Annotated in this window: 12 protein-coding genes; 9 read left to right on the top strand and 3 right to left on the bottom strand. The window is 45.8% G+C overall.

Features of this window, described 5'->3' with window-relative positions; genetic code table 11:
- Nucleotides 1-95 precede the first annotated feature (95 nt).
- From K8S13_RS04885 to K8S13_RS04895, 3 genes are all read right to left on the bottom strand, one after another.
- Nucleotides 96-224, bottom strand: a complete 129-nt coding sequence (locus K8S13_RS04885; protein ID WP_291460857.1) for a hypothetical protein — start codon at nucleotides 222-224, stop codon at nucleotides 96-98.
- Nucleotides 221-700, bottom strand: coding sequence for a 4Fe-4S dicluster domain-containing protein (locus tag K8S13_RS04890; protein ID WP_291460858.1), 480 nt, complete (start codon nucleotides 698-700; stop codon nucleotides 221-223). Before K8S13_RS04890 ends, K8S13_RS04885 begins: the two co-directional genes overlap by 4 nt.
- A 239-nt stretch (nucleotides 701-939) precedes the next feature.
- Complete coding sequence (locus K8S13_RS04895) at nucleotides 940-1,695, bottom strand: GntR family transcriptional regulator (protein WP_291460859.1); 756 nt, start codon at nucleotides 1,693-1,695, stop codon at nucleotides 940-942.
- A 259-nt stretch (nucleotides 1,696-1,954) separates the two neighbouring features.
- On the opposite strand from K8S13_RS04895, the gene K8S13_RS04900 reads away from it, so the two are divergent.
- From K8S13_RS04900 to K8S13_RS04940, 9 genes are all read left to right on the top strand, one after another.
- A complete protein-coding gene (locus K8S13_RS04900) occupies nucleotides 1,955-3,664 on the top strand; it encodes a thiamine pyrophosphate-binding protein (protein ID WP_291460861.1) in 1,710 nt (569 codons plus the stop codon).
- 85 nt (nucleotides 3,665-3,749) lie between these two features.
- Nucleotides 3,750-5,093, top strand: a complete 1,344-nt coding sequence (locus K8S13_RS04905) for an aminotransferase class III-fold pyridoxal phosphate-dependent enzyme (protein WP_291460864.1) — start codon at nucleotides 3,750-3,752, stop codon at nucleotides 5,091-5,093.
- 3 nt (nucleotides 5,094-5,096) lie between these two features.
- The gene (locus K8S13_RS04910; protein WP_291460866.1) at nucleotides 5,097-6,110 is read left to right on the top strand and encodes a type II glyceraldehyde-3-phosphate dehydrogenase; all 1,014 of its coding nucleotides are present in this window, start codon (nucleotides 5,097-5,099) and stop codon (nucleotides 6,108-6,110) included.
- A gap of 82 nt (nucleotides 6,111-6,192) precedes the next feature.
- A complete protein-coding gene (gene pgk / locus K8S13_RS04915) occupies nucleotides 6,193-7,461 on the top strand; it encodes a phosphoglycerate kinase (RefSeq protein ID WP_291460867.1) in 1,269 nt (422 codons plus the stop codon).
- A gap of 134 nt (nucleotides 7,462-7,595) precedes the next feature.
- Nucleotides 7,596-8,399, top strand: a complete 804-nt coding sequence (locus tag K8S13_RS04920; protein WP_291460869.1) for a TlpA disulfide reductase family protein — start codon at nucleotides 7,596-7,598, stop codon at nucleotides 8,397-8,399.
- Between the two features lie 41 nt (nucleotides 8,400-8,440).
- Nucleotides 8,441-9,298, top strand: a complete 858-nt coding sequence (locus K8S13_RS04925; protein WP_291460871.1) for a peptidylprolyl isomerase — start codon at nucleotides 8,441-8,443, stop codon at nucleotides 9,296-9,298.
- Entirely contained in the window at nucleotides 9,298-10,284 is a 987-nt protein-coding gene (locus K8S13_RS04930; protein WP_291460873.1) for a HupE/UreJ family protein, read from the top strand. The genes K8S13_RS04925 and K8S13_RS04930 overlap by 1 nt, the downstream gene beginning before the upstream one ends.
- 118 nt (nucleotides 10,285-10,402) lie before the next feature.
- The gene (locus tag K8S13_RS04935) at nucleotides 10,403-11,707 is read left to right on the top strand and encodes an MFS transporter (protein WP_291460875.1); all 1,305 of its coding nucleotides are present in this window, start codon (nucleotides 10,403-10,405) and stop codon (nucleotides 11,705-11,707) included.
- 194 nt (nucleotides 11,708-11,901) lie between these two features.
- Complete coding sequence (locus tag K8S13_RS04940; RefSeq protein ID WP_291460877.1) at nucleotides 11,902-13,806, top strand: DUF1302 domain-containing protein; 1,905 nt, start codon at nucleotides 11,902-11,904, stop codon at nucleotides 13,804-13,806.
- Nucleotides 13,807-13,935: the final 129 nt, after the last annotated feature.

The following is a 13,935-nucleotide window of genomic DNA, read 5'->3' on the forward strand; positions in this document are numbered from 1 at the left end:
GGGGTTAAGGACCCGGCAAGCGTACCGCGCCCGAATATCAATCTGTTTTCCGGCCCCGGAGGATCAATAACCGGATCAACTTCCCTGGTAAAATACTAGCTACCCAACCCTCTTGCACCAAGATTTGTTCTGACCATATCTACTGGCGTATCTTCGATTTGAATTCTCTGATCAGTACGATTGATTCTTAAAATTTTTCCTGAAATGCCTGGTATTTTGCTCATGATAGTTCCTTTCCCCTGCCTGCGTCTTTGACAATTTCGGTTCTGTACAACCGCTCTGCCTTGTGACGTTCCACATACTGAATGGCCTGTTCCGGACAATATTGAACACATTGCGGGCTTCCATTGCACAGGTCACAAATGAGAATCAATTTTTTCCCTGGATACATGGAAGGCGCACCATAAGGACAGGCATGAATGCATTTCCTGCACCCGGTACATTTCTCTTCATCAACAATAACCGCACAGGTTTTATTATCCCTGCTCAAGGCATCAAACTTACATGAGTTTATGCACGGCGCATCAATACACTGGTGGCAGATGATCCCTTGATCCATGAGTCTTTCATGATCCCGCACTATCTTGATACATGTTTTTGCTGGATTATTGACATTATAATGCGTAATACTGCACCATGTTTCACATATTTTACACCCGATACATTTTCGCGGTTCAAATACAAGCACTTTCTGATCCATAAAGTCCTCCGGACACAAGTCAAAAAATCGATTGAGTCATATACTGTTATATATCACCAGTTATCTTTTACACAATATTTTTTTATCTTGTCAAGTGTTTTTCCAAATGATCATTTGGAATCAAAAATGATTTCAGCACCTGCAATATCGAAACGGAGTGCTGTAGTATCGATGCCTTTAATGAGGGGGATTGATTCTTTAATAATTGCCAGGCACAACATGACAAATAAGGCCGGGTTCTATATTAACTCCCGATATAGCTTTCTTTTACCTGGCTGCCAATAACCCAATCGATATTCATAGGGTTGTTCTTTGTAAGTATAAGAAAGCATTTCAACAGAAAGTACAGTATCCCCTTTTTTTATTTGTAGAAACTTTGCTGTCTCTTCATCAGCCAGGGCTATGCTGAAAAGTTCTTTGTTTTTTAATGTAGTCAGGCCAAATTTTCTCTCAATCACTTCATACATGGTCATTCTACCCAGACGTTTACCAACCTTTTCTTCAAAGTCTTCGAACTTTTTGCATGGCAAATAAGAAATCGCATAAACAATAGGCCCGACACTGGATACAAAAACACGCCGAATCCTATAAAGTTCTTCATTTTTGGAAATTTTTAATAATCGATTTGCGGGTTGAAAGCCCTTGACCTTTTCTGTACCTATAAGCTTAATCTTGAATCGCAGATCATCTCCATCAAAATCTTTACGCAATAAAGTATAACGGATACTTTCCTTGTGAATAACCGGTTTACCGACAAAAGTCCCTTTGCCTTGAACACAATAAATATACTTCTCTTTTTCAAGGTTTGCGATAGCCTTTTGCACGGTTCCCATGCTCACGCTGTAAGCTTCAGCAATTTTACGGGATGATGGTATGGGTTCACCTGGAACCCACTCACCATCTTCAATATATTTTTTCAGCTCATTCTGAAGTTGATAGTAAACCGGTATCGGACCGCTCACCAGCTCCTTTTTATTATTAAAACTATTACTCATATTTACTTTCCCTGTAAAAATTTTTTCGATAGTTGCAACCAATTTTACTTAATCGCTTATATAGTTAACTGTAACTTTATTAATTTGTCTACGATTGTCAAGTTTTAAAATCCCCCAAAAGATATAAACCTTTCAAATATGTCTTTTGGGTCATTACAAACCGTGGTCTTCTGATGGTATCCTCCTAAAAAAGCAAGGGAAAAGGCAAATGATGACACACCCATTTTTTTAAACCTAACAAATTTTAGGAGATTTAATCATGAGAGAAATTACAGGCGGTGAATTGGTACTTGAATGCTTTAAGGCAGAAGGGGTTGAGATGACCTTTGGTATTACCGACGGGTCCCATGGACCCATTATCTGTCTGACACCGGATTATGGAATCCGTCATATCAATGTACACCATGAAGAGGCAGGGGTTCATACAGCAGAAGGATATAGTCGCCTGACCCATAAGGCCGGAATCTTTTTTGCCGGACCTGGACCTGCCGGTGCAAATATGATCGCCGGGCTGTCAAGTGCCATGGCTGAAGGCCACCCTGTTCTGGGTATCGCAACAACCCGAAGAACCCTTGTCAACAACCCGGATCGCGGTGGTGCATGGCAGGCTACCAATATGGTTGACATGGCCGTCCCCGTGACAAAATATGCAGCCCACGTCCCCCGGTTGGACAGAATTCCGGAAATGCTCCGCACCGCATTCAGAACCATGATGACCGGACGGCCGGGACCAGCTTTCCTCTCCATTCCCGAAGAGTTCCTCATGGCCAAGATTGATGCCGACACCGTGGATATCTTTCCTTCTTCCACCTATCGAATTTCCAATATCGGCGCTGGTGACCCTGATATGATCGAAGAAGCCGCCGAGTTGCTGGTCAATGCGAAAAAAATAGTCATGCATGCCGGGAAAGGGGTTTTATGGGCGGATGCTTCCGATGAGTTTGTGGCTTTAGGCAATCATCTGGCCGCTGCCATGAGTACCACCATTGGTGCAAAGGGTGTTATCCCCGAAGACCATCCCCATTGCTTTATGGGGTTTGATGTAGGGGCGAGCACTGCCGTCAGAAACGAAGCAGACGTCATTCTGGTTGTGGGATCAAGGCTGGGTGAATACGACAGTTTTGGCTTGCAGCCTGTATGGGGAGATCCGAAAAAACAGAAAACCATTCACATCGACTCCGATCCCATGTCAATCGGTATAAATCGCCCGGTAGATCTACCCATCGTTGCCAATGCCAAAGGGGCTCTTGCAGGCATATTGAAACGGGTAAAAGCCAAGTCCGATGCCCGTGATGCCCTGCCGGATCTGGACAAATATCGTGCCCTGACCGCAGAAACCATCAATGATGCCATTGAGTTTCTGGCACCGGTTGAAAAAGGTGTTCATCCTGCAGAAATGGTGATGAAAGCCCGCGAATTCTTTTCCGATGACACCATTATCGCTCTGGATGGGGGAAACACTGTCCTCTGGAGTGTTGGATTCTGTCAGATCAAAAAACCCAATACCTTTCTTTATTCAGTTAAGCAGGGGTATCTGGGAACTGGGCTCGGATTTGCCACAGGGGCAAAACTGGGTTCCCCGGACAGCCCTGTCTGCCTGATCACAGGGGACGGCGCCTTTGGATTCAATATTATGGAGATGGAAACAGCGCTGAGAGAGAAGGCCCCCATTGTTGTTATCGTTCTGGTGGACTCTGCCTGGGGCATGGAAAAAGTTGCTTTTGAACAACGCGGTTTCACCCGGGATCAATACATCAATATCGATCTGCACCCGGATGTGCGCTATGACAAAATTGCCGAGGGCATGGCATGCCATGGAGAATATGTGGATCATATCGACAATCTAATCCCGGCCCTGGAACGTGCCACAGCATCGGGTAAACCGGCTGTCATTCATGTGGCAGTAGATCCAAAGGCAAATGAAAAAACCCCGGGCCAGAAAGCATTCAACTATGCCCGAACCAATTAGCAATCTTGCCCTTGAAGGGGTTTAAATGCCTTAATTACAGCGGTGCCGGCCCTGGTCAGCACCGCTGTGAACACAGGAGTGTGCAATGAAAACCGAAATATTGACCCAGTATCGCACAAAAATTGAGAATGACTACCGGAAAAAAACAAAACTTTCCAAAGCGGCTTTCAAGGAAGCACAGCTATATGTAGCCGGCGGTGTGACAAGGGAAACCTGTTATTGGAAACCCTATCCTGTTTTTGTGGAAAGGGGAGAGGGTTGCCGCATATATGATCTGGACGGCAACGAATATGTGGATTATAACAATGCATTTACATCATCGCTCCTGGGGCATACTCCCCCCCAGGTTGTGGAGGCCATCCGGGAATCCGCAACAAAACTTCTGGGTGCCGGAGCCGCCACACAGAGTATTCACCAATTTGCAAAGCTGTTCTGTGATCGGTACTCATCCGTTGACAAGATGCGCTTCTGCTGTTCAGGGACTGAGGCCGTCATGTATGCCTGCCGGGCTGCCCGGGCTCACACTGGTAAAGAAAAAATCGTGAAGCATATTGGATCCTACCATGGCGGTACCCCGGAGCAGGAAGTGGCTGTTATTGCATCCACCAGGGGCTTAACCAGCAATTCGGGAATCGATGTGATTGCCACCAACGTGTATGATCGCCAGGCCATGAAAGCCTTGTTTGAAAAGCACCAGACCGAGCTGGCAGGCCTGCTCCTCAACGGAGTCTGGTTCTTAAAAGGGGATGATACCCTGATGTTCCTTCGGGATCTGTGCACGCGCTATGGCGTACCCATGATTATGGATGAGGTCATGAGCTTTCGCCTTGCCATGGGCGGTGCCCAGGAATATTTCGGTGTGGAGGCGGACATCAGTTGCTTTGGCAAGTATATCGGCGGTGCCGGGCTGGCAGTAGGGGCTTTCGGCGGCCGGGAAGAAATCATGACCGGGTTCGATTATACCACCCAGTCAGAACCCATACACCAGGCCGGTACCTTTGCTGCCAACCCGGTGACAGTGGCTGCTGGAATTGCATCACTCAAAACGCTCACACCAAAATACTTTACCCGGTTGAACAATTTGGGAAACCGGCTTAAAGCTGGATTTAACAAGGCATTCAATGAGATTGGAATCAAGGGCTATGTCATGGGTGAAGGCTCCCTTTCTCTGATGGGATTTGGTGAGCTGGAAATGGTGTCAGATCCACGTCGGGCCAACGTGCCCGAGGGCCAGGCAGAGGTTGCACGGTTGCTGCAGCTTGCCATGACGGTAAAAGGAAATTACGTCGCAGGAAGCGGGACACTCTGGACGACCACCGGTCCCATGACCGATGCAGACATTGATAAAACGGTTTCTGATTTACATAAGTGCCTGGCAGAGGCAAAGCCGGTAATCGCCGAGGCAGCACATAATCTAATAGGAGAATAAAAAATGGTAAAAGTTGGTATTGCAGGGTACGGTGTTATTGGACAACGTCTGGCCGATGGTATCCAAAGGCAGGAAGATATGCAGTTGATAGGGGTTGCCGATGTAGCGCCGACCTTGCCGGTTCGGGCACTCAAGGAAAGCGGAATGCCCTACAACCTGTTTTGTGCAGTTCCGGATCTGGTTAAAAATCTGGAAGATGCTGATATACCGGTATCTGGAATGTTCGAAGATCTGCTCAGCCAGGTGGATGTCATGCTGGATGCGTCACCGGGCGGCGTTGGCGCCAAAAACAAGGAACTCTATATAAAACACGGTGTCAAATCTATTTTTCAGGGTGGAGAAAAAGATGAAATTGCGGATGTATTTTTTCACGGCTATGCAAATTATGAAAAAGGGCTCAATAAAAATTGTCTGAAGTTAACATCGTGCAACACCACCGGTTTGATCCGGGCTGTGGACTCGCTGGACCGGGCTGTTGGTATTGAAAAAATTGCCATCACAATTATCCGCAGGATTGCCGATCCCGGTGACACCCACAGGGGTGCAGTGGATCTGCTGCTCATGGAGCCCATTCCCAACCACCAGGCTGTGGATCTTATGACCATTATGCCCCATGTAAATGCCACAGGTCTCCTGGTTCATACGCCGGTTACCCATGGACATATTATCACCATTGTGGCGACACCCAAAAAAAAAGTAACAAAAGAGCAGGTGATCGAAGAATTCAAAAACCATCCCATGATACGCCTGGTAAGGATTGCCGATGGATTTAACTCTAATACTTCTCTTTTTCAGTATGGCCGTTTCTTAGGAAATCGGAGAGGAGATCTCTATGAAATAGCTGTGTTTGAGGAGACCATTGGATTTTCAGGCGACGATATCATGTTTGCCATCAACATTCCCCAGGAGTCCGTTACAATCCCAGAATCCATAGATGCCGTTCGGGCTTGTATGGGAATGCAGACAGACCGTATAGAGGCGGTCGGTTTGACCAATAAATATCTGGATATGTTCTAGACAACCTGGAATCGTGAATATGCCGGACACCTTCCAAGCCAAAGCTTTAGAAGGTGTCCGGAAAGCTTTGGAGTGAGTGTATATGACGCTAAATATTTCCACTATTGATGATTTTGATATTGATGGCAAGGCGGTTTTGCTTCGGGTGGACATTAACTCGCCCATAGATCGGGTCACCCAGAAAATTGTTAATCAGAACCGAATCAATAAAAGCATCCCCACCATACGGGATCTTTCAGATAAAGGTGCCAGACTTGTCATCATAGCGCACCAGGGCGACACCCTGGACTACCAGAACCTGATCTCTCTGACTGAGCATGCCAAAATACTTTCAAAAAAATTAAAGCGGCCGGTTCAATTTGTTGATGATGTGGCCGGACCCACGGCCAGAAAGGCCATCAAAGCTTTGAAATCTGGTCGGATACTGCTGCTCGATAATTTAAGATATTTAACCGAAGAGGTTTCAACTTTTGAAAATGATGTCAAATTAAGTACCATGGAAATGACCCGGACTTATCTGGTCCAAAGTCTCTATCCGCTTTTCGATTATTATGTAAACGATGCCTTTGCTGCAGCCCACCGAAATGCCCCTTCCATGGTGGCGTTCCAGGAACTGCTTCCATCAGCGGCCGGAAGGCTTTTAACGGAAGAGCTTACAGCTATTTCAGGTGTTGTGAAAACACCGGCCAGACCCTGCGTTTTTCTACTGGGCGGGCTTAAAATTTCGGATGCCTTTGGCATGATGGAGCAGGTGTTGTCCAGCGGCGTTGCGGACACGATTCTGACCACCGGGATAACGGGGCACGTCATGCTGATGGCCCAGGGCATTCATCTGGGCAAGCCATCTGAAAAATTCATCAAAGACAGGTCCCTTGATAAATTCATAGCACCAGCCCAGGGGTTGCTCTCTCGCTTTCCGAACCAGCTATACGTCCCGGAAGACCTTGCCATGGAAATCAAGGGTGAACGAACAGAAATCCTTACAGCAGATCTTCCCGCAAAAAAAATACTCATCGATATTGGTGAAAAAACCATCACAAAATATGAGACCATATTGAATCGTGCCGGTACCGTATTTGTCAACGGTCCTGCCGGTGTATGTGAAATGCACACAGGTGCAAAAGGAACCCGCAGGCTTTGGGAGAGACTTGTTAAATCAAACGCTTTTTCCGTTATCGGCGGTGGAGATACAGTGACGTGTGCCGACAGGTTTATTGATACCCGTCAGATTGGCTTTGTCTGTACCGGCGGCGGTGCTCTGATTCGCTACATGAGCGGCAAAAAACTGCCCCTTATTACAGCGATGGAAAAAGCCTACAGGAGGAAACAGTCCAATTTTCAACAACCTTGAAAAATAATACATTAGTTGTTATACATATTCAGACACAGAGCGTTGCACTAAATGTTTTTATAAAGGGGATCTTCAGATTTTAAACCGGGGGGTTGCCTTAAGTTATTAAACTCTATTTTAAAGGAATTATTATAATGAACGTGAAGCGTATTCTACTCACCGTCTCATTATCCATTATTCTCCTGTTCTTCATGGGATCTAATACTTTTTTAATGCTGAAAATCAATAAATTGTCATCAAACCTAAAGGCACTCAATGTCCGGCTTGAAAAAACAGAATCTGATTTTAAAAAACGAATTTTTGTGATTGAGAATAAATATCAATTGATTCAAACTCAATTTAACAAACGTGCTTTTGTCCTTGAAAAACAGGCACGTGAAAAATTGAACGCCATCAAGAAACTGATTTCAAAAGAACAGATCACTTTGGCAAAAACCCAATTAAATGATTTTCTCAAACAGTTTGGCCAAACAAATGCCGCCAGGACAGGACGAAATCTCCAAACGAAATTATCGGTGGTCGGTAAGCCAATGCCATCGAATTGGGGTATTGACCGGTGGTTTTCAGGAGAAAACGATATTAATCTGGAAAGTCAGGGAACCACACTCATTGTATTTTGGGAAACATGGTGTGTCTACTGCATGGAGGAGGCACACGAAATTCAGGCAATATATGAAGAGTATAAAAAGGATGGACTGCAGATATTAGGTTTGACAAAAATGAATAAAAATTCCTCACCTGAAAAGATTGAAGCATTTATCAAAAAAAAAGGCATTAAATACCCCATTGCAAAAGAAAATGGATCCATGACGCAATATTTCAAGGTGAGCGGGATTCCCGCGGCAGCGCTGCTGAATGATGGCAAAATTATATGGCGTGATCATCCAGCCAGATTGACAGATGAGATGCTGAAAAAATATTTGAAGATTCAATCCTAAAGCTGAAATCAAAACAAATGATTAAAAAATAATTAGAACCCATGATGCGCCGTTTATTTAATGATCCCATTTTTCGATTTTTACTGGGAGGAATTTTTATATTCATTATTTATACCAAATTTGCCGACCAGGGGCAAAACCGGTCGTATCTCATTTCACTGGATGAAGGGCAGATCGAACGATTGAAAAATGCCTGGAAAATAGTAAAGGGACGTATTCCAACCGAAAAAAAATTAGTTCATCTGATTCAGTCGGAAATTAAGGAGGAGATCCTATACCGCGAAGCCCGGCGGTTAGGACTTGATAAGGGAGACCGGATCATCAAAAGACGTCTGGTCCAAAAATACCGTTTTATGCTGGATGATGCCATCATTATTCCAAAGCCTGATAACCAGATACTGGATTCCTATTATCGGGAACATCTTGAGAAATATCAGGTGCCGGAAAACATCAGCTTTATGCATGTCTTTTTCAGCAATTCCAAACGAGTTGACCCCCAAGGGGATGCCGCAATCATCCTGCTGAAACAAAACAGCAAAGACCCATTGCCTTTAAAAGGCGACAGTTTTATGGGACTGTCTCATTTGCAGGACTATCAAAAACGAAGCGTGCAAAAAATTTTTGGAACCGGTTTTTATGAACAATTGATGGACCTGCAGCCGGGAGAGTGGAGCGAACCGCTTGAGTCAGCCTACGGATGGCACCTGGTCTATATTCATGAAAAAAAGGATTCCTACCAGCTATCTTTGGAGGAAGCACGGGAAGACGTGTTAAAAGATTTCCGTGAACAAATGCGAGTAGAAGCAAAAAACGAAATGCTCAACAAACTTATTGCCAAATATCGGTTACAAACACCTGAAAGCGCACCCAAGATCGATATCGCGGAAATAAAGCAATAATGAAACGAATCATTCTCCTCCTGATCCTTCTTACCCTGGGCATCAGCATACAAGCCATGGCCCATGAAGTACGTCCGGCGTATCTCATGATAGAGGAACTAACCGATGGAACCTTTTCTGTTCTTTGGAAAATTCCCACCCTCGGTGGAACCATGCCTAGAATTGAATTGGTATTACCCGATGAATGCCAACGAAAATCGGAACCTTTTGCTGAGATGCGGAACGGTGCGTATGTCCGTAGCTGGAATGTGGTATGCGGTGCCGACGGAATAGAAAGTCAACCGATTCAAATAAAAGGGTTGTCAGCTACACTGATCGATGTCATTGTCAGGGTTCACTGGGCAGATGGTCAGGGGACGCAGCTCTTGCTGACGCCGGATAAAACCAAAGGCATGATTGGAGCCCGGAAAAAGCAGTCGCGTAGCTCCCAGTTTCTGCCCATGGGAATCAAGCATATTCTTGGTGGATTTGATCACCTGGCTTTTCTTTTCTGCATCCTGCTTTATATGCAAAAAGCGATTCCATTACTCAAAACAATTACAGCCTTTACCCTTGCCCACAGTATCACTCTTTTTCTGGTTGCCTTAGGGAGTCTAACAGTACCCAGTGCCCCGGTCGAATTCATGGTTGCCTTGTCAATTGTACTTGTCGCAGCTGAGACCTTAAGTAAAAAAAATTCGTCGGTCTCACAGGGATGGAAGATGACTTTTGCCTTTGGTTTGCTGCATGGGCTTGGATTTGCAAGTGCACTGCAGGGCATTGGATTACCGGAAGGCGACGTTATCTTAGCGCTGCTGCTCTTTAATCTGGGAGTGGAAGTGGGACAACTCGGCTGTGTCCTGATTATCCTGATACACTTTAGAATACTTGAGCGTATCTGGACCGGCAGTCGGCCGATTATCGAACGATATGCCGCTCATGCAGTAGGTTCTATCGGTATTTTTTGGATGATCGAACGTGTCATACGGATTATCAATATGAGTTAAGAACAAATTTTGAAACCTTGGGGTAAACCACTATAATATGTCCTTAGTGGGTGGTTTTTTATCCTTCAAAAAAATATTTATTTTCAATAAATCAGAAAAATTTGGAGGAGGAAACCACATGAATGAAACCTTAGGTACAGTTGACACGCGCAGTACGGGCAGTGCCGTCTTTATCATGTTTGTCTGTATGATGCTCTACGTTATCAATTATGCGGATCGCACGATCCTGTCTGCAACTCTGCCGTTAATTAAGGCAGATCTGGGTCTCACCGACGCCCAGGCAGGATGGCTTGGTACGGCCTATTTCATCATGGTTGCAGTGTTGACCATACCATCTTCAATTCTGGTCGATCGCTGGAGCCGGAAAAAATCACTGGCCTTGATGGCCCTTTTATGGAGTACTGCCACCTGGTTTACCGGTCTTGGCCGGTCTTTCGGGCAATTGATGGTAATCAGGGGTGCTGTGGGAGTTGGTGAAGCCGGGTTTGCACCTGGCGGCCTGACTTATGTGACTGCCTCTTTCAGCGAGAAACGGCGAAGCCTTGTTACCGGTATTTTTACCATGGGTGCCGTACTTGGCGCCATGATCGGACTGATTGCAGCATCCCATATTGCCCAGGCAGATGTGATGGGTTTAGGATGGCGGGCACCCTATTTCTTTTTTGCCATCCCCGGTGTTATGCTGGGTATTCTGGTACTTTTTACCAGGGACTACTCAACTCAAACCGCAACTATCGAACCCGGCGGACAGGCACCTTCGATCTGGAAAGATGTGCTCTCTATTTTAAAAAATCCTACTTTTCTCCTTGTTTCTCTGTCCGTGGGAATGGGGAACATTGCAGTCACCGGGTCATTACAATTTTTACCCATGTATCTGATGCGAACAAGAGGAATAGATGTCGCCCAGGCCTCGACTATTTTTGCCGTGATGAGTGCCTTCATGCTTCCGGCGTTTATTCTGACCGGTATCTTTGCTGACTGGTGGCAGAAAAGACGGGCAAACGGTCGGATATTGGCGCTGTTGACCTATTTGACGATCAGTGCAGTGGCCATCACATGTGCATTGCTGCTGGACAGCATCCATCAGCATTTTCCAGCGTTGATTATGTTTACCATTTCCGGTTCTCTGGTTTCAACCCTGGTCGCGGTTTCCGCATCGGGCCTGCAGGGATTGGTTCCTTTGAGGCTGCGCAGCCTGTCAATGGGGGTTCTGATTTTGCTGACCTATACGGTCGGCGGTTTTGGGCCGCTTCTGGTGGGCTGGCTTTCCGACAAATTGGGAACGATTGAAAATCCAGATCTGAGCAGTGCCTTTTGGGTTTTACCCATCGCTCTTTTGATCGGTATAATTTTGGCTTTCCTGGGTTCCCGAACCTATGGGCATGCTTCCAATACTGAGGATCAGCATATGAAGACGTCTTGAATCCTTTTCAGCCCAAATTTCCATCAATTAATATAAACCCTCAAAATATGCCTTTTGGGTCATTACAACCATGGAGTTTTAGCAATATTTTATTGAATATTTAAACAGGGATTATGATGATCCCATCACTTAATTATAATTTTTTAGAAACCAGCACCATAACTCATCTAAAACAGAGGGGGAGGAATGATCAAATGAGCTTTTTTCTAACAAAACGCAACATCTGCCAGGCAACATTTTTATTTTTACTGGTCGCAATGCACTTTTTGTGGGGTGTGAGCACAACTTACGCTGTTCAACTCTACGATGACAAGGGTTACACTATTAATTTGGACACCACGCTTTCATGGGGGGCAAAATGGCGCCTTGATGACCGTGACCCGGATTTGATCCACGTAATAAATGGTGGAAACAAAGCAGGTGCCAACGGTGATAACGGAAACCTCAACTTTGACAAAGGCCTTATCAGCAATGCAATTAAGGCAACCAGTGAACTGGAAATAAAAAAAGACAACTTTGGTCTATTTGTCAGGGGAACAGCCTTTTATGACTATGAGATTATGAAAAATGACCGTGAGTACGTTCAACTCGGTGAGATAGGCAAAGAACAGGCAGGAAAAGACGTTGAGCTGCTGGACGCTTACATATGGGGCGCTCATGATTTTGGAGAAGTGCCTGTCATGCTGAAGGTGGGCGAGCAGGTGGTTAACTGGGGTGAGTCTGTCTTTATTAGAAACGGCATCAACGCCATTAACCCAATTGATGCCGGTGCGATTCGTGTTCCGGGCTCGGAAGTCCGGGAAGCACTTATTCCAGAGGGTATGGTTAATTTCTCAATCTCTCCCACATTAAATACGAGTATTGAAGCAATCTATCTTTATGATTGGGGTGAAACCGAAGCTGATGCCAGCGGCACCTATTTTTCCAACAACGACTGGGTTACCCCGGATGGATTCAAGGCCGTGCTCGATCAGAGCCCTTTCGGAGACATGCAAGACGCATCTTTAGATGATACTTTTATGGCCATTGGCAGGTCAGCTACTCGCGAAGCTTCCGATCAGGGTCAATGGGGTGCTTCCTTTAAAGCGTATGTGCCGGCCTTAAATGATACTGAGTTTGGATTTTTCTATCTTAGATATCACAGTCGTCTGCCACTTGGCAGCGCAACTACAGGAACACAGGCCGGAGCACAGACTGCAGGTATTATTGCCGCATCAGCGCCTCCGATTGGCATGGCTGTTGGAGTGGCTTTGGCAGGCGGCGCAACAGTTCCACAGGCCATTGCAGCAGGTACAGCTGCCGGCGTTGCTGCGGGGGCTCCCCAGGAATCCTCCCAGGCAATTGCGGCAACTGCTGCCACGGGTGGTAATGTTGCGGCGACTACAGGAGCCTATGCTGCAGATTCTTATGTTGAGACCGCCAAATACTATTCAGAGTATCCAGAGGATATCCAGCTGTTCGGTGTGAGTTTTAATACTGAAGCCTTTGGATGGGGAGTACAAGGAGAGGTTTCTCACCGACTGGATGTACCCTACCAGATTGATGATGCCCAGTTGATTGCTGCAGCAATGGGTGCAATCAATGCAAATCAAGCGAACAATAATTTGATTGGCAATTATCAGGGACAGTTTGAGACGGATATTCAGGGTTATCTTTTATATGATGTAACCCAGGCACAGGTCGCACTGACGAAAATGTTTCGGCCCATTCTCGGCTCTGACGGTGGTACGTTCATAACAGAGTTCGGGTATACCTATGTTCATGATTTACCCAGCGAAGCAATCCTTGAATCTCCCAGCGGCATCGTATATGATTCGGGTTCCTGGGGGTATCGGTCACGGCTGATTTTTAAATATCTCAACGCCATTGGCCCCGTTAACCTGTTTCCCCGGATAGGATGGAACCACGATGTAAAAGGGAGTTCACCCACTCCGGGCCGCTCCTTTCTTGAGGACCGGAGAGCTGTGATGCTCGGATTAAAAGCAACATATCAGAGTTGGAGTTTCGACGTCAGCTACTCTAACTTTTTTGGCGCCGGGAAAGACAACAAGATAAATGACCGTGATTTCATAGGTTGCAGTCTTAAGTATAGCTTCTAAATTATAAGAGGAGAACATCATGCGGAAAATAATATTATTTATAATGGTCGGTTTTTTTGTGACCGGCTTGGCTGTAACAAACACCTGGGCCAAACTCAACCCGGAGGAGGCTGCCCGTCTGGGCAAGGA

It is taken from the genome of Desulfobacula sp. (genome assembly GCF_021107415.1).